This window comes from Falsiroseomonas stagni DSM 19981, assembly GCF_900114315.1.
Classification (GTDB): domain Bacteria; phylum Pseudomonadota; class Alphaproteobacteria; order Acetobacterales; family Acetobacteraceae; genus Falsiroseomonas; species Falsiroseomonas stagni.
In genome coordinates this window covers 25,669-43,029 of record NZ_FOSQ01000001.1, presented here as the reverse complement: position 1 = coordinate 43,029, position 17,361 = coordinate 25,669, and the positions used below count along the sequence as shown (strand labels likewise).

At 71.3% G+C, this 17,361-nt stretch carries 13 protein-coding genes and 1 riboswitch; of the genes, 4 read left to right on the top strand and 9 right to left on the bottom strand.

Annotated elements, in window-relative coordinates:
* Positions 1–4 precede the first annotated feature (4 nt).
* Positions 5–1,123, bottom strand: coding sequence for a THUMP domain-containing class I SAM-dependent RNA methyltransferase (locus BM041_RS00165; RefSeq protein WP_092953718.1), 1,119 nt, complete (start codon positions 1,121–1,123; stop codon positions 5–7).
* Positions 1,124–1,224: 101 nt separating this feature from the next.
* Positions 1,225–1,455: riboswitch (cobalamin riboswitch) on the top strand.
* Positions 1,456–1,518: 63 nt separating this feature from the next.
* Here BM041_RS00165 and metE point away from each other — a divergent pair.
* Both metE and BM041_RS00155 read left to right on the top strand, forming a co-directional pair.
* Positions 1,519–3,834, top strand: coding sequence for a 5-methyltetrahydropteroyltriglutamate--homocysteine S-methyltransferase (metE, locus tag BM041_RS00160; RefSeq protein WP_092953715.1), 2,316 nt, complete (start codon positions 1,519–1,521; stop codon positions 3,832–3,834).
* 99 nt (positions 3,835–3,933) lie between these two features.
* Positions 3,934–6,021, top strand: a complete 2,088-nt coding sequence (locus tag BM041_RS00155; protein WP_092953712.1) for a xanthine dehydrogenase family protein molybdopterin-binding subunit — start codon at positions 3,934–3,936, stop codon at positions 6,019–6,021.
* Here the strand turns inward: BM041_RS00155 and BM041_RS00150 are convergent.
* From BM041_RS00150 to BM041_RS00115, 8 genes are all read right to left on the bottom strand, one after another.
* On the bottom strand, positions 6,018–6,992 hold the full coding sequence (locus BM041_RS00150; RefSeq protein ID WP_175533641.1) for a Bug family tripartite tricarboxylate transporter substrate binding protein: 975 nt from the start codon (positions 6,990–6,992) through the stop codon (positions 6,018–6,020). The genes BM041_RS00155 and BM041_RS00150 overlap by 4 nt on opposite strands.
* 4 nt (positions 6,993–6,996) lie before the next feature.
* Positions 6,997–7,797 carry an enoyl-CoA hydratase gene (locus tag BM041_RS00145; RefSeq protein WP_092953706.1) on the bottom strand — a complete coding sequence of 267 codons (801 nt, stop codon included), beginning with the start codon at positions 7,795–7,797 and terminating at the stop codon, positions 6,997–6,999.
* A complete protein-coding gene (locus BM041_RS00140) occupies positions 7,794–8,978 on the bottom strand; it encodes a CaiB/BaiF CoA transferase family protein (protein WP_092953703.1) in 1,185 nt (394 codons plus the stop codon). Before BM041_RS00140 ends, BM041_RS00145 begins: the two co-directional genes overlap by 4 nt.
* A gap of 10 nt (positions 8,979–8,988) precedes the next feature.
* Complete coding sequence (locus BM041_RS00135; protein WP_092953700.1) at positions 8,989–9,963, bottom strand: Bug family tripartite tricarboxylate transporter substrate binding protein; 975 nt, start codon at positions 9,961–9,963, stop codon at positions 8,989–8,991.
* A 118-nt stretch (positions 9,964–10,081) separates the two neighbouring features.
* Positions 10,082–10,501, bottom strand: a complete 420-nt coding sequence (locus BM041_RS00130) for a helix-turn-helix domain-containing protein (RefSeq protein ID WP_092953697.1) — start codon at positions 10,499–10,501, stop codon at positions 10,082–10,084.
* 29 nt (positions 10,502–10,530) lie between these two features.
* On the bottom strand, positions 10,531–11,259 hold the full coding sequence (locus tag BM041_RS00125; RefSeq protein WP_092953694.1) for a winged helix-turn-helix transcriptional regulator: 729 nt from the start codon (positions 11,257–11,259) through the stop codon (positions 10,531–10,533).
* A 160-nt stretch (positions 11,260–11,419) separates the two neighbouring features.
* Positions 11,420–13,201, bottom strand: coding sequence for a putative bifunctional diguanylate cyclase/phosphodiesterase (locus BM041_RS00120; protein ID WP_092953691.1), 1,782 nt, complete (start codon positions 13,199–13,201; stop codon positions 11,420–11,422).
* 204 nt (positions 13,202–13,405) lie between these two features.
* A complete protein-coding gene (locus tag BM041_RS00115) occupies positions 13,406–13,855 on the bottom strand; it encodes a response regulator (RefSeq protein ID WP_175533640.1) in 450 nt (149 codons plus the stop codon).
* A 264-nt stretch (positions 13,856–14,119) separates the two neighbouring features.
* Here BM041_RS00115 and BM041_RS00110 point away from each other — a divergent pair, with 264 nt between their 5' ends.
* Together BM041_RS00110 and BM041_RS00105 are read left to right on the top strand one after the other, a co-directional pair.
* Entirely contained in the window at positions 14,120–14,881 is a 762-nt protein-coding gene (locus BM041_RS00110) for a response regulator transcription factor (RefSeq protein WP_245761948.1), read from the top strand.
* Between the two features lie 181 nt (positions 14,882–15,062).
* The gene (locus tag BM041_RS00105; protein WP_175533638.1) at positions 15,063–17,222 is read left to right on the top strand and encodes an ATP-binding protein; all 2,160 of its coding nucleotides are present in this window, start codon (positions 15,063–15,065) and stop codon (positions 17,220–17,222) included.
* The last annotated feature ends 139 nt before the right edge of the window (positions 17,223–17,361 follow it).

The window sequence follows — 17,361 nt, the reverse complement described above, 5'->3', positions numbered from 1 at the left end:
GCCGCTACCCCAGCGGCGCCGTGCGGAACAGCGTCACCCGCATCCCGCCATGGGGCACGGGCGGGCCCGGCGGCAGGAAGGGCAGGCGCGTCTCCCGCGCCAGCGCCGGCTCTGCCGCCACCAGGCCGACGCGCCAGCCGGCGAAGCGGCTCATCAGCACCTGGCCCAGCGCGCGATACAACGGGCCGAGTGATTTCCGGTCCCCGATCCGGCTGCCATAGGGCGGATTGACGATGACAAGGCCCGGCGCGCCATCGGGCCGCTGCAAATCGCTGATCGTTCCCTGCGCGAAGCGCGTCCCCGCCGCCACGCCCGCGCGTTCGGCATTGGCGATGCTCATCGCGACCGCCCCCGCATCGCGATCGAAGCCGAGGCAGGTCACCCCCTCCACCCCCGCCCGCGCCACGGTGCGCATCCGCGCCCAGGCCTCCGCATCGAAGTTCTTCAAATTCTCGAACGCGAAGTCGCGGGCACGGCCGGGATTGAGGCGCGCGGCCATCTCGGCCGCCTCGATGACGAAGGTGCCCGCGCCGCACATCGGGTCGAGCAGCGTCTCCGTGCCCTCATACCCGCACTGCATGAGGAACAGCGCCGCCATCGTCTCCCGCATCGGGGCGGGGTTCACCGCCTGCTTGAAGCCCCGCTTGTGCAGCAGGTCGCCGGAGGTATCGACGCTGATCGTGCAGAGGTCCTTTTCCATCCGCGCCCGGATCACCACCGGCGCGTCATCGGCCTCCTTCACGCCGACGCTCTCCCGGATCGCCGTCGCGACACGCTGCGCCACCGCCCCGGAATGCCAGAGCTTCGAGGCGGCGCAGGACGCCTCCACCCGGAAGGCCACGTCCGGCCGGAGAAGGCCCTTCCAGTCCACCGCGCGCGCCCGGTCATCCAACTGCGCGAAATGGACCGCCCGGAACTGGTCGATCCGCGCCAGCACCTTGCTCGCCCCGCGCAGCCAGAGATTGGCCCGCCACACAGCCGGCCAGCCACCCATGGTCGCGACACCGCCTGGCACGACCTTCGGCTGCCGGAACCCCTTTCTCGAGATCTCGGCGGCCAGCGTCTCCTCCAGCCCCGGTGGGGCCGCCAGGAAGATCTCAAATTTCACTTCGACGCCGGTCATGGAAGGGTCTTTGTCGGGGACATGTCCCCGGGCTGTAACACCGGGGCGCGGGGGTGGCGATGGCGGTGCGGCAGCCCCCTTGAGTGCGACATCGCATAAAGATATGTTGATATTGCGTTGGTCCCGCGCGAGCGGGTGAAAAGGGAAGTCCGTGCGGGCGGGGAAACCCCCCAAGTCGGACGCTGCCCCAGCAACTGTCGGCGGGAAGCCGCCGGCCCGATTTCCCCCGAAAGGGGGGACGCCACTGCGCAAGCGGGAAGGCAGGGCCGGTGGCGAGGGGCGCAAGCCCGGCACCCGCGAGCCAGGAGACCTGCCCGCGCCGTGCACCCCGGAGATACGGGGGCGCGCCACCCCCACGGCCGGGCTGGGTGCACCGGGCGACGGAGACGACTGCGATGACCATCGCCGCCAATCTCGGCTACCCGCGTATCGGCCCCCGCCGTGAACTCAAGACGGCCCTTGAAGCCTTCTGGGCCGGCAGGACCGGGGAAGCCGATCTGCAATCCACCGCCGCCGCGCTGCGCGCCGGCGCCCGCGCGCTGCAGCAGGGCAGCGGGATCAGCCATGTGCCCTCGGCCGATTTCGCGCTCTATGACCACGTCCTGGAAACCGCCTGCGCCTTCGGCCTGATCCCGCGCGGCTATGGCTGGGGGGGCGAGGGACCGGCGTCGCTCGCCACCCTCTTCGCGCTCGCCCGGGGCGCGCGAGGCAGCGAGGCCGCACGCGCCGCCGGCATCCCCGGCGATGCCGTGCCGCTGGAGATGACCAAGTGGTTCGACACCAACTACCACTACATGGTCCCCCGCCTGTCCGCCGCCACGCGGCCCCGCCTGGTGGACAACCGATGGGCCCGCGCGCTGCGGGAGGGGATGCAGCACGGCGTCCGCACCCGGCCCGTGCTGCTCGGCCCCGTCTCCCTGCTGCTGCTCTCCAAGGCGGAGGACGGCACGCGGCCGCTGGACCTGCTGCCGGCGCTGCTGCCCGCCTATGCCGATGCGCTGCGCTTCCTGGCCGAGGCCGGCGCCACCTGGGTGCAGATCGATGAGCCCTGCCTGGTGACGGACCTGCCCGCCGGCGCGGCGGAGGCCTACCGCACCGCCTTCCGCGCTTTGGCCGATGCCGCGCCCGGCCTCGACCTGATGCTGGCGACCTATTTCGAGGGGCTGCGCGACAATCTTCCCCTCGCCACATCCCTCCCCGTTGCCGGGCTGCATGTGGATCTGGTCCGGGCGCCGGGGCAGCTGGCGGCGGTGCTGGAGGCATGGAAGCGGGACCGGTGGCTCTCGCTCGGCCTCGTGGATGGGCGGAATGTCTGGCGCACGGATCTCCGCCAGGCACTCGGCCAGGTGCAGCAGGCGCAGCAGGCGGGCTTCGCGCGGCGGCTGATGGTCGCGCCCTCCTGCTCCCTGCTCCACGTTCCGCACAGCCTGGCGATGGAAACGGCGCTGGACCCGGCCCTGGCCCGTCGCCTCGCCTTCGCGAATGAGAAGCTGAAGGAAGTCGCGGCGCTCGCCCGCGCGGCGGATGAGGGGGAGAAGGCCGTCGCGAGTGCCTTCGCCGACAGCGACCGCGCGCTGGCCGAGGCGCGCGCCGATGCGCGACTGCATGATCCCGCCGTCGCGGCACACCTGGCCGGCGTGACGCCCGCCATGGAACGCCGCGCCAGCCCCTACGCCCAGCGCGCGGTGACGCAGCAGTCACGCCTGAACCTGCCCGACCTGCCCGTGACCGCCATCGGGTCCTGGCCGCAGACGGCGGAGGTCCGGACCCTGCGCGCCCGCCTCGCCCGTGGCGAGATCGGCCAGGCCGCGCATGACGAGGCGATGCGGGCGCTGATCGCGGATTCCGTCCGCTGGCAGGATGAGGTCGGCGTGGACGTCCCCGTCCATGGCGAGTTCGAACGCAACGACATGGTGAAGCACTTCGCCGAACAGCTCGCCGGCTATGCCTTCACGAAGCATGGCTGGGTGCAGAGCTATGGCAGCCGCTGCGTCGCGCCGCCGATCATCTGGGCCGATGTGTCACGCCCCGCGCCCATGACGGTCCGCTGGTCCGCCTTCGCGCAATCGCTGACCGCCAGGCCGATGAAGGGGATGCTGACGGGGCCCGTCACCATGCTCCAATGGTCCTTCCCCCGTACAGACATCGCGCGGGACGTGGTTTGCCGCCAGATCGCCCTGGCGATCCGGGAGGAGGTCGCGGATCTCGAAGCCGCCGGGATCCCCATCATCCAGATCGACGAGCCCGCCTTCCGCGAGGGCCTGCCGTTGCGCCAGGCGGACCGCGCCGACTACCTGCGCTGGGCCGTGGCCTGCTTCCGCCTCTCCGCCAGCGCGGTGCGGGACGAGACGCAGATCCACACCCACATGTGCTACAGCGAGTTCAACGACATCATCGACAGCATCGCCGCGATGGATGCCGACGTGATCTCGATCGAGACCGCGCGCAGCGACATGGACCTGCTGGAAGCCTTCGCCGCCTTCGACTACCCGAACGCCATCGGCCCGGGGGTCTGGGACATCCACGCACCGCGCGTGCCGGGGGCGGAGGAGATGGTGCGGCTGGCCCAGCGCGCGGCCCAGCGCATCCCGCGCGGCCGGCTCTGGCTCAACCCGGATTGCGGCTGCAAGACCCGCGGCTGGGCGGAGGTGAAGCCGGCCATGGAGAACCTGGTGGCCGCGGCACGCCGGCTGCGGGCGGAGGCCGTGTAGCCCAACCGGTGCCCCGCCCCGCGGCGGGGCACCATCCGCTTTCGCTTCCGCACCGAAGCCCGGCGCCCTACGCTTCTCCGCAAAAGGCGGGGACAGGCCATGGCAGCGGGATTCGGCAGGCGGGTGGCGATGCGGGCCGTGGCGGGCGCGGGCCTGCTGACGCTGCGCTTCGCCATCCCAGCATCAGCCCAGGCTGACACGGCATCCGGCGGCACGTTGAACGCCTTCCTCCGCATCGACGCCGCGGGCGTCGTGACCGTGCAGGTCCCCCACCTGGAGATGGGGCAGGGCGTGGCGACCTCGCTGCCGATGCTGGTGGCGGAGGAGCTGGATGCCGAGTGGCAGCAGGTCCGCTTCGCCCTGGCCCCGGCCGGGGAGGCCTTCAAGCGCCCCGGCGGCAAGCGGCAGATGACGGGCGCGGCGCTGTCCATCACAGAACGCTTCCTGCCAATGCGCCAGGCCGGTGCCGCGGCAAGGGACATGCTGATGCGCGCCGCCGCCACGCGCTGGGGCGTGCCACCGACAGATTGCACGACGGAGCCCGGTGCGGTGATCCACGCCGCCAGCGGTCGCCGCCTGGCCTATGGCGCGCTGGCAGCGGAAGCCGGGCGCCTCACCCCGCCAGCCGATCCGCCGCTGAAGGATTCCGCCAGTTTCCGGCTGATCGGGCGATCAGTGCGCAGCCTGGATGCCGCGATCAAGGTGAATGGCAGCGCGACCTACGGCATGGATCTCCGCCTGCCCGGGATGCTCTGCGCCGCGGTGAAGCGCTGCCCCGCGCATGGCGGCCGCGCCGTGCTGCCAGCCGGGGCGTTGCCGCCCGGCGTGCACGCCATCCTCCCCATCCCGAACGGCGTCGCGGTGGTGGCGGACCGGCACTGGGTGGCGAAGCGCGCGCTCACCGCGCTCGACATCGTCTGGGAAGGCGGCGCGATCTTCGACGATGCGGGGCTGGAGGCACAGCTGCGCGCGGGGCTCGACCGGCCAGGCGTGGAGATGCGCAGCCAGGGCGATGCCAGCGCACATGCGGGCGCCACCGTCACCGCCGATTTCTACGCCCCCCTGCTGCACCACGCCTGCATGGAGGTGCCGAACTGCACCGCGCGCATCGTCGATGGCCAGTGCGAGGTCTGGATCGGCACGCAGGAAAAGACCTATGCGCAGGCGCTGGCGGCGGAGGTCGCGGGCCTGCCGGAGGACAAGGTCACCATCCACACCATGCTGGCCGGCGGTGGCTTCGGGCGGCGGTATGAGCGTGATGAGATCGTGCAGGCCGTGACGCTGGCCAAGGCGCTGGGCCGGCCCGTGCAGGTGCTGTGGTCGCGGGAGGAGGATTTCGCCCAGGGCTACTACCGGCCCGCCGCCGCCACGCGGCTTTCCGCGACGCTCGATGCGCAGGGCTATCCGGTGTCGCTGCTCGCGCGCACCTGCACCGCATCCCTGTTGCAGCGGGCCTTCCCGCAATTCTTCCATAACGGCAAGGACGGCACCTCCACCTACGGGCTGAAGGAGATCGCCTATGCCATCCCGAATCTCCGCGTGGAGTTCGTGCTGGCGGAGGCGCCGCGCCCCGTCGGCTTCATGCGGGCTGTCAGCTACCAGAACAATGTCGCGGCGGTCGAATTGTTCATCGACCGTCTCTCGGCGCGCGCGGGCCGCGATCCCGTCGCCTATCGCCGCCATCTGCTGCGCGACCAGCCTCGGCTGCTGGCGGTGCTGGATCGCGTGGTGGCGATGAGCGGCTGGGGCGGCGCCGTGCCGGAGGGCCGGGCGCGCGGTGTCGCCGTGCATGAATGCGACGGGGCGCATGTCGCGCAGGTGGCGGAGGTCTCGCGCGGTGCGCAGGGGGTGGTCGTGCATCGCGTCTGGGCCGCGGTGGATTGCGGCCGCATCATCCATCCCGATCATGCGCGGGCGCAGATGGAGGGGGCGATCATCTTCGGCCTGTCGAACGCGCTGCGGGAGGTGATCACGGTGCGTGGGGGTGCCGTGGTGGAGACGAATTTCGACGCCTATCCGCTGCTGCGCCTGGCGGATGCGCCGGCGATCGAGGTCGCGCTGATCGACAGTGCCGAGCATCCCGTCGGCCTGGGCGAGGCCGGCGTCCCCGGCGTGGGCGCCGCCGTTGCGAATGCCCATGCCGCCCTTACCGGCCAGGACGTCACGCGGATGCCGCTTGCTGGCTAATCGACGGTCACGCCCAGCGCCGGCATCACGCGCTGCCAGCGATCGCGTTCGCGGGCCAGCATCGCCGCCGCGGCCTCCGCGCTGCCGCCGACAGGCTCGGCACCGAGGTCACGCATCCAGGCCACAAGCTCCGGCGTGTGGATGACGCGGTTCAATTCCGCGTTCAGGCGCGCGACGACGGCCGGCGGCATGCGCGCCGGGCCCACCACCACCTGCCAGGAGGAGATGGTGACCTCGGTCAGGCCAAGCTCCGCCAGGGAAGGCACATCCGGCAGGGCGGCCGAACGCGCCTCGGTCGTGACGGCGATGGCGCGCACCCGCCCGGCGCGGGCCAGCGGGATCGTCCCCGCCAGGCTGTCCATGTAGAGCCTGATCTCCCCCGCCATGATCGCCGTCAACGCGGCGGGGGACCCGCGATACGCGACGTGCTCCATCCGCAGCCCCAGCGTCCGGGACAGAAGTGCGCCTGTCAGATGCTGGGAGGATCCGGGACCGACGGAGGCGTAGTGTTCATCCGGCCGCGACCGGAGCCAGACCAGGAAGTCGGGCCAGGCGGCGGGCACGTCGAGGCCTGCGACAATCACATTGGGCTGGTCCCAGACATGCACCAGCGCGGTGAAGTCCCGCCCGGCATCGAAGGGCATGCGGGCCGGCATCAAGGCCGGGTTCACCGCCAGCGGGCCCATGGGGGACAGCGCGATGACGTGGCCGTCCGGCACCGCCTTGGCCACCGCATCCAGGGCCAGGTGAGCATTGGCGCCGGGCCGGTTTTCCACCACCACGGGTTGGCCGAGGCCATGGGCAAGGCCATCGGCCAGGCGCCGCGCCAACAGGTCCGCCGCGCCGCCGGGCGGGAAGCCCACCAGCAGACGCACGGGGCGGGTCGGCGTCCAGGCAGGCTGACCGCGGGCGCCCGTGGGGAACGCCGCGGCACCGGCCAGCAGGGAGATCAGGCTGCGGCGCTTCGGCACGGCGCTATCGTCCCTGGAACACAGGGCGCCGCTTCTCCCTGAACGCCGCCTGTCCTTCCTTCAAATCCTCGCTCTCGGCGCATGCCCGCCCCAGCGCCGCGATGCGTGTGGCATCGCGCAGTGCCGGGTCGCCGCTGACCTGGTCGATGGTGATTTTCGCGGCCCGCATGGAGAGTGGCGCGTTGCGGGCGATGATCCGCGCGTAGTCCAGCACCGTGGCTTCAAGGTCGGCTGCCGGCACCACCCGGTTCAGCAGCCCGCGGGCGAAGGCGATGTCGGCGGGGTAGTTGGTGCCGGTGAACAGCATCTCCTTCGCGAAGCCCGGCCCGACGAGCGCCGTCAGCCGTTCCAGGCTCCAGGTCGCGTAGGCGATGCCGAGCTTCGCGGCGGGCACGCCGAAGACGCTGTCGTCGGAGGCCACGCGCAGGTCGGCGCGGAGTGCCAGGGCAAGCCCGCCGCCAATACAGTGCCCCTGGATCATCGCGATCAGCGGTTTTTCCAGTGTGTCGAGCACGGCACGCGCGGCGGTGGCGCGGGCGGTGTATTCCGCCGCCCGACCTTCCGCGCGCATGCGTTCCATCTCCCCGATATCGGCGCCAGCCGCGAAGGATTTTTCGCCGGCGCCGCTCATCACCACCAGGCGCACGGCATCGTCGGCCATGAAGTCCGTGACGGCGGCCGCCATCGCGTCCCACATCGCCAGCGTGATGGCGTTCCGCTTGGCGGCGTTGTTCAGCGTGATCCAGCCGATGCCGTCGGCCTTCCGCGCCAGCACCAGGTCGGTGGGCAGGGTGAGGTCCGTCACACCACGCCCTTCTCGCGCAGGCCGGCGATGGCGGCATCGTCATAGCCGAGTGACGCGAGAACCTCCGCCGTATGCTGCCCATGGCTCGGCGTCGGCAGGCGGATGCCTTCCTCGACGCCCGCCATGTTGATGGCCGTGCCCACGATATGCTGCTCGCCAAGCCGCGGATGCGTGACGGGCTGCGCCATCCTCAGATGTTGCACCTGTGGATCGGCGAAGACCTGGTCCACGGTGTTGATCGGCCCGCAGGGAATCCCCGCTTCCTCCAGCAGCGATATCCAATGCGCGGAAGGCTGCGTGGCGGTGACGGAGGAGATCGCCTCATTGATCGCCGCGCGGTCCTTCGACCGTCCCGTCATGGTCTGCCATTCCGGGTGCTGCAGCCATTCCGGCCGGCCCACCACCTCGCAGAACCGCGTCCAATGGCGGGCGGAGGAGGCGGCGATGGTGATGGGCCGATCCACCGTCGGGAACACGCCGGTCGGGATGCCCGTGGGATGGTCGTTCCCCGCCTGCCCCGGCACCTCCCCCGCCATCAGCCAGCGGGAGGCCTGGAAGTCGAGCATGAAGATCATCGCTTCCAGCAGGCTGGTCTGCACCCACTTGCCGCGGCCCGTCGCCTCCCGCTCATACAGCGCCATCATGATGCCGAGGGCGAGGAGATTGCCCGCGGTGAGGTCCGCGATGGGGATACCGACCCGCACCGGCCCCTGCCCCGGCAGGCCGGTGATGGACATCAGCCCGCCCATCCCCTGCACGATCTGGTCGAGCCCCGCGCGATGGGCATATGGCCCGTCCTGCCCGAAGCCGGAGATGGAGCCATAGACGATGCGCGGGTTCAGCGCGCTCAGCGTCTCGTAATCCACCTTCAGCTTATACTTGACCGGCGCGCGCATGTTCTCGACCACCACATCGGCATCGGCGGCCAGGCGGCGGAAGATCGCCTGGCCTTCCTCCGTCTTCAGGTCGAGCGTCATGCAGCGCTTGTTGCGGTGCAGGTTCTGGTGGTCGAAGCCATCCTGCTTGCCGGTGATCTCACCCGCCGCGGATCCCGGCGGCTCGATCCGCAGCACATCGGCGCCCCAGTCGCCGAGGTGGCGGACGCAGGTGGGGCCGGATCGCGCCAGCGTCAGGTCGAGGACCTTGATGCGGCCCAGCGGGAGGGTGGCGGCGTCGATCACGGTATCATCCTCATTCCTGCAGGCTCATGGCGCCGAGCACGGCGCGGAAGCGCGCCTCCCTCTCCCGCATCCCCGCCAGCGCCGTGGCGCCATCAAGGTCGACAGGCGTGAGTTCGGCGGCCAGCAGCCGGTCGCGCAGCGTCGTGCCGTATTTCTCCATCACCGCCCGATGCGCGGCCAGCAGCCGCGCGGTCACGGCCGGCGGCAACCCGCGCGGCCCCGCCACGGTATTGGTGAAGCCGAGTTCCACATCATGCCCCAGCTCCCGCATCGTGGGCACCTGCGGCGCATAGGCGAGCCGTTGCGGCGCGGAGGTCGCCAGCACACGCACACGGCTGGCATCGCTGCTGCCGCCGAGCGACCCGGTGATGCCGATATCCACCTGCCGGCCCAGCAGCGCGACATTCGCCTCCGCCGTGGAGCGATAGGGAATGTGGCCGACATCGACGCCGAGTGCCCGCCACAGCATGGTGCCGCCGAAATGCGCCAGGCTCGCGATGCCGTAGCTGGCATAGGTCAGCTTCCCCGGCTCCCGCCGCGCGGCCTCCGCCACATCGGCCAGCGACTGGTAGGGCGAGGCCGCATGTACCGCGACGAAGAGCGATCCGACACCGTAGGAGAACAGCATGGTGAAGCTGTCGAGCGTGTAGCCCGTGTCGTTGCGCGTCAGCGGCACCGTGACGAAGGAGGAATCGCTGGCCACCAGCAGCGTGTAGCCATCCGGCGCCGCCTGCGCGACGGCGCGCGTGCCGATGGCGGAAGCGCCGCCCGCACGGTTCTGGATCACCACGGGCTGGCCGAGGAATTCGCTCCAGAGCGGTGCCAGCATGCGCGACGACAGGTCGAGCGTTCCACCCGGGGAGGTCGGCACGATCAGCTGGATCGGCCTGACGGGATAATCCTGCGCCGCGGCGGGTCGCGGCGCGACGAATCCCGCCAGCAGCGCGACCAGGGGCGCCATGAAGCGCAGCGGGGAAAGGGGCATGGACGTCCTCCCTGGCCTGCAGCGCGATCAGCGCGCCATGGGCCGGGGAAGACGACCGGATGCGGGTGGCCGTGTCAATCGGAGGCGAGGGCCGCAACGCGGCCGTCGCCAACAGGCATCACATCTCCGCCGCGCCGGCCTCCGCCGCGAAGGCCTTCACGATCGACAGCAGCCGGTGCCGCGAGTGCGGGTGGCGCATGGCGACGAAGGCGGAAACGAGCTCCGCCGTCTCGCGCTCATCCGGCCCCGACTGGGGCGGCATGGCGGGGGCATCCTGCCCCTGGACGCCGGCCAGCAGCAATTCGGTGTCCACGCCCAGCATCCGCGCCAGCGTGGGCAGCATGCGGGCCGGCAGGCGCGTCTTGCCCGTCTCGTATTTCTGCACCTGCTGGTAGGTCACGCCGAGCGCCTGGGCGACATCGGCCTGGGAGAGGCCGCGCAGCCGACGCAGCTGGCGGACGCGGACGCCAAGCCGGGCGTCCGATGTGTCGGCGGCCCGGCTGCTCGCCGGACGTTCCTCGATGGTCTGGACCTGCATGGTGGCAATCTTCCTGAAGACGTCCGCGGTCAGATCGCGGCGCCGAAGGCGTTCACGGGGTTGCCGATGCCGGGGCGGGCGCCGCTGGACGGCGCCTCCACGCGGTAGCCCACGCCCCAGACGGTGCGGATGATGTCATCCGCGCCGGCCTCGGCCAGCTTGCGGCGCAGGCGGCAGACGAAGACGCGCAGCACGCCGGGGGCGGCATCGCCTTCCCCCTCCCGCAGCGCGTCGCAGATGCGTTCCTTGCCCAGCACGCCGCCGCGCGCGCCCATCAGCATGTCGAGCACGCGAAGCTCGCAGGGCGTCACCTCCACGGGGTGGCCCGCCACGCTCAGCAGGCCGCTGTCGCGATCGATGCTGACATTGCCGCAGCGGATGCCGGCGACCTTGCGGGTGGGGGCGCGGCGGCGGATCGCCTCGATCCGCGCCATCAGCGTGGCGGCGGGCGCGGTGCGGGGCATCACGGCGTCGGCGCCGAGGTTGAAGGCCTCGGCCTCCGTGCGCGGCGATGCGGCGGCCAGCAGCAGCAGCGGCAGCTTGTGGCCGGCATCGCGGAAGCGGCGCAGCAGCGGGAAGGCCATGCCGGCCAGGTCGCCGGTATCGATCACGACGCCATCGATGCCGTCATCCAGCGCCTGCTCGGCCTCCGCGATGCCGCCGGGCGTGGTCACGCGCGTCTCGACATGCGCCGCCGCCAGCTTTTCGGCGAGGCGGTTCGACCCGTGCGCTGCGTCGGCAATGATGAGAACCTGCATGACCCTGCCCCGTTCCTGCCACCCGCACCGCTCAACTCACGGGCGAGTGATCATTCTCTAGCGCCATGAATGTCGCGGCGCCTGTCGGGCTTCGTCATGAATTCTCGTCGGCGGGGGACCGATCCGGCGGCGCGGGCCGCCAGGGTGCGAGGGGGGCTTTTCAGCCCTCCGCCAGCACCAGCGCCGTGGCGGCCGCCGCCGTCAGCGGGCGGCCGAGCAGGTAGCCTTGCGCGGCCTCGCAGCCGGCCTGGCGCACAACCTGAAGCTGACCGTCCGTCTCGATCCCCTCCGCCACCACCTTCAGGCCCAGCGCATGGATGGTGGCGACCAGGCCGGTCAGCAGCCGGCGTTCGCGCGTATCCGTCACGACACGCATCACCAGCGCGCGGTCGAGCTTGACGGTATCGACCGACAGGCCCCCGAGCACGCCGAGGGAGGAATAGCCTGCGCCGAAATCATCCAGCGCGACGCGGACGCCGAGGGCACGGATCGCCTCCACCACCTCCCCGGCCTTGGGGCCGAGGGCCACGGTCTCCGTCACCTCCGCCACCAGGGCCTTGGCCGGCAGGTTCTCGGCCTCCAGCGCCGCCTTGAACATGCCGGCGACATCAACCTCCGCGATCTGGCGGCCGGAAAGGTTGACGGTGATGTAGAGGTCCCGCGTGGTCCCCGCGCCCCATTGGGACGCCTGCGCCGCGGCCACGCGCAGCGCCCAGGCCCCGAGGTCGAGGATGACGCGCCCCTCCTCCGCGATGGCGATGAACTCGCCAGGCGAGATGAAGCCGAGCGTCGGGTGCCGCCAGCGCATCAGCGCCTCGAACCCCAGCAGGCGGCGATCGGCGATGTTGAAGATGGGCTGGTAGTATATGGCGGTTTCCTGCCGCGCGACGGCATGGGGCAGGTCGCGCACCACGGTCAGGCGGCGTTCGGCGGCTTCCTGCATGGCGGGCGTGAACAGCACGCAGCGGCTGCCGCCTTCGCGCCGCGCCACGCTGCCCGCCACCAGCGCGGCATCGTCGAGCGCCACGCGATCCGCCGTGGCGCGGTGGGCCACGCCGATGCTGGCGGTCAGGCGGAGCGCCCCGGTGGGCTGGGGCACCGGCTCCTCGATGGCGGCGCGGATCCGCTCCGCCACCGCCAGCGCATCCGCCTGGCTGGCGCAGGCGGCGGAGGCGACGGCGAATTCGTCGCTGCCGATGCGGGCGACGATCCATTCAGGCCCCGTCGCCTGTCGCAGCCGCGCGCCGATGGTCTGGAGGATGACATCGCCGACCGCGCTGCCGCCGGCCTCGTTCAGTGCGGCGAAGCCATCCAGGTCGAGCGCGATGACCGCCATCCCGCTGCCGTCGCGCGCCGCATTCACCGTCATCTCGGCCAGGCGGGCGCTGAACGCCGCGCGGTTGGGCAGGCCCGTCAGGGGGTCCCGCGCCCGCGCTTCCTCCCGTTCCGCCTCCGCCGCGGCCAGGCGGCGGCTTTCCTGCGCGCGGTTGCGCGCTTCCTGCCGCTTCGTCGCGGCGCGCGCGCGCGCGGCAGCCACCACGGCGATCATCTCGTCCAGCGTGAAGGGCTTGCGGACGAAGTCGAAGGCGCCCGCGCGCACCGCGGCCACCGCATCCTCGATCGTCGCATGGCCGGTCATGACCACCGTCTCGATCGCCTCCGTCTCCGGCCGGTTCATCACCAGGCGCCGGACGAGCGACAGGCCATCCTCCCCGGGCATCCGGATGTCGGTGACAACCACGCCGATATCGTTGGTTTCCGCCAGCGCGGCCTGGGCCGTGACGGCGGAGGTGGCGATCTTCACCGCCATCCCCGCTTCCTCGAGGCCGAGTGCCAGCTCCTCCGCGATCCAGACCTCGTCATCCACCACGAGGACGACCAGCTTGGCCTCCTCGTTCGGCGTCCCATCCCCGGGCGCGGGCTGGGTCTCGTTGGCGAACATGCCTTGTTATCCTTGGCAATCTGGCTTCGGCAGCCGCAACCATCGCTGGGGCGCCGCTGCGGGTCGGCGCCACATAAAGCAGCTTCATATTAGCAACTGCTGAAGCAGCCGCCACCGGGACAAGGGTGGAGGGACCACAACGCTCCGTGTCGATTTTGGTCGACGATGCCGGTATACGCGCGAGGGCCGTGCTGCGGCCCTCGATCAACCCGGCGCTGGATCGCGGGACGCATCCCGCACCGACAGCGCCGCCCGTCGCGCACGCGCGAGGTCGAGGCCCTGGTCCACCGCCCGCGCCAGGTCATCCCAGGCGAAGGGCTTGTTCAGCACCGCCAGCGCGCCGGCCATCCGGGCCGCCCGCTTCTCGGCGTCGGAGGCATGGCCGCTCATCATGACGATTTCCGGTGCGGCAAGGCCGTGCGCGGGGTCTCGCAGCAGGCGGATCAGGCCGAGCCCATCCATGCCCGGCATCCGCAGGTCGGTCACCACGACGGCAATGCGACCGCCATCCCGGTCCAGCAGCGCAAGCACCTGCTCGGCGGACGCGGCCACCATGGTCTGGAACCCATCGGCGGCGAGGCCTTCGGCGATCTCCCGGGCGATGTCCGGTTCGTCGTCAACCACCACCACCATGGTGCAATCGGTGGATGACACGGCCCCAATGTCCATTGCCTGGTCTCGCTGAACCCCCTGCGGGTCCTATGCCGAAGGGGAGCGGATCCGTGGTGCGGGACACCCCGCGACGCTGTTCACGCCGCCCGCCTTCATGGCGGCCGGATATTGGCGGAAGAGAGGGCTTTGAGTTTGTCGGGAAGTGTCGGATTTTCTGTCCTGTTGTCCCGAAGATACCCAGACGCGATGGATTCGGGGCATCATTGTCGCGACGCGGGCTACGGATCGGGAGCTTTGGTGTTGTCAATGTCGTCAGGCACGGAACTAGGCGCCGAGGAGGCGGGCCCGGCGCCCAACGTCCTGATCGTCGAGGACGACGAGGCGCTGGCCGAGGAAATGGCGCTCACCCTCTCCGACTACGGGATGCGACCCACCACGGCTGCAACCTGGGAAGCCGCCATCGCGGCGGTGGAGGCGGCGCCACCCGACCTCGTGGTGCTCGACCAGCGGCTGGGCCGCGTGGATACCCTGCCGCGGATCGGCATGCTCCGCAGCCTGACCGACGCGCCCGTCCTGATCCTGACCGGCAACCGGGTGGAGACGGACCGGATCGTGGCGCTGGAGATCGGCGCCGACGACTTCCTGCTGAAGCCCATCTCCGGCCGCGAACTGGTCGCCCGCATCCGCGCCCATCTCCGCCGCGTCCAGCAGACCCGCCCGCCGGAGAAGGAGCGGGAGAAGGAGCCGGATCAGGCCCAGGCCCAGTCCCAGGCCGGCACCTGGACCCTGCTGACGGTGGAGCGGGAGTTGCGCCGCGGCGATGGCTCCGTCGTGCCGCTCACCGGCGCGGAGTTCGACCTGCTGGCCGTCCTCGCCGAAGCCCCGGGCCACCCGGTGGACCGGGAGACGCTGACCAAGCGCGTGCTGCGCCGTCCCTGGCGGCCGGATGACCGCGCGCTCGACAATCTCGTCATGCATCTCCGCCGCAAGCTCGGCCCCGGCGGCGACCGCGCCATCACCGCCATCCGCAGCCAGGGCTACGTCTTCACAGGTTTCCCGAGGGGTTAGCGCCGGTGAATAAGGGAGGCAGCCCGGCTTCCCTGCGGAGCCCCCGCGCCAGCCCGGCGTCCGCGCACGCCGGCTGCGCGCCCCCATGCGCCGGCGCGCGCGCCGGCCGCCACACTTCGGCAACACAAGCCCGCCAAGGTGCCGCCGGCTGCACCCCACCAGGCCCTACCGCATTCCCCCCATGCCCCTCGCGACCCGTCTCATGAACGTCCGCGTCGCATCCGCGCGGGGCGCGCCACGGCGCTGGCTGGCCTGGACCGCCGCGCTGTGCATCGCCGCCGCCCTGCTGTTCGCCGGGGAAGCGCTGATCGCCCGCCTGTCCCGGGACGCGACGGAAAGCGCGCGGGTGGAAGCGGAGGCCGCCGCCGATGTCGTGCACCAGGTGCTGCTCCGCCGCCTGGAAGCGGTGGAGGTGCTGCACCGCCTGACCCAGTCATGGCTGGTGCTGCGCGAATCCGGCAACGACCAGGGCCGTTCGGCGATCGAGACCGAACTGGCCAGCACCGTGAATGCCGGCCAGTTCGGCTTCGTCCAGGTCGCCATCATCGGCGGCGACGGCTGGATGCTGTGGTCCTCCATCCCCGGCTCCGGCGCGCCCGTCCATCTCGGTGACCGGGAACATTTCCAGGTCCATGCCCGCGGCCTGCGCAGCCTGTTCGTCAGCATCCCCCTGGTAGGCCGCGTCAGCCAGCGCTGGACGGTGCAGCTGACCCGCCCGCTGCTGGCCTCCGACGGCGGCTTCTCCGGCGTCGCCGTCGTCTCGATGGACCTGCACGACCTGTCCGATGCGCTGGCGGACATCCAGTTCCGGCCGCAGGACAGCGCGATGATCCTGCGCGGCACGCTGCGCGCCGCCCATAGCCGCCTGCCCGGCACCGCCATCGGCACGGAACTGTCGGCGGATGACCCGCTGCGGCGCGCCCAGCCGGACCAGATGACGGGATCCACCCTCCGCAACACACCGGAAGGGCAGGCCAGCATCACCGCCTGGCGCCGGGTCGCGGGCACGCCGCTGACGGTCGCCTACATCCAGGACTATGCCGCCAGCCAGGCCGGCGTCGCCAACCTGGCCCTGCTGGTCCGCCTGACCGCCGGGGCCGGTGGTGCCATGACCCTGATGATGGTCTGGGTCGGCCTGTCGCTGCGCGCCCGCGCCGTGGCCCGGCGGGCAGCGGAGACGGCGGATATCGAACGGTCCCTGGCCCAGGCCGCCAGCATGACCTATGCGCGCCGGATCGCCGGCCTGCCGGGCCTCATCTATGGTGGGGACATCCGCCCCGATGGCAGCTTCACCCTGACCCATGCCAGCGAAAGCGCCGAACGCGTCATCGGCTGGACCGCGTCCCACCTTCTCGACATGCCTGATCCGCATGACCTGATGGAACCGGACGATGCCGCGCGCCAGGCGGATTTCTACGCCGGCGTGGCCCTGCACGGGGAAGGCCAGCGCGAATTCCGCATCCGCCGCGCCGATGGCCAGTGGATCTGGGCGCGGGATTCGGCCCGCGTCGTCGACCGCCGCGCCGACGGATCGGTCGAGATGGTGGGCTACATCGCCGATATCTCCGATGAACGCGCCATCCAGGCGAAGCTGCAGAATGCCGGCCGCCTGACAACGCTGGGCGAGATGGCGACCGGCCTGGCGCATGAACTGAACCAGCCCCTCGCCGTGATGTCGCTGGCCGCCGACAATGCCTCCCGCGCCCTGCAGCGCCGCGGCGGCGCCGCGCTGCCGGACATCCAGGAACGGTTGTCACGCATCGGCCAGCAGGCGCAGCGCGCCCGCGACATCGTGGACCACCTGCGCGTCTTCGGCCGGTCGGATGAAGGGGAACCGGGGCCGCTTCCCCTGGCCCGGGCCGTGGAAGGCGCCTCGGTCCTCACCAATGGCGCGCTGCATGCCGCCGGCATCGATCTCGCGATCGACCTGCCGGCCGACCTGCCGCCGGTGATGGCGCGGCTGGTGCCGCTGGAACAGGCCATCGTGAACCTGCTGATGAACGCCCGGGACGCGATCGAGGAACACCGTCCCGATCGGGAGGCCCAAGGCTGGATCAGGATCGCCGCCGCGGTCGAAGGGCCAGTGGTCACCATGACCATCGCCGACAGCGGCGGCGGCATCCCCGCCAGCCACCTGGACCGGCTGTTCGAGCCCTTCTTCACCACCAAGGCCCCGGGCAAGGGCACCGGGCTCGGCCTGCCGCTGGTCCATGCCGCCATGAAGGCCTTCGGCGGTTCCATCTCCGCCACCAATGGGCCCGACGGCGCGGTGATGACGCTGACCTTCCCCATCGCCGGCACGGTCGCCTCGAAAGTCGACGACCCGGCACGACAGGCCTGACGCACGCCAGCCTGGCGCAGATTGGCCTGATGCAACTCGGCCTGGGGCATCTCCCCGGCAGCGCCTTCCCCACGCCGCGACCGGCATGGCCACGGACACAGGGCTGACAGTTCGGGCCGCGGTACCGGACATTTCCTGA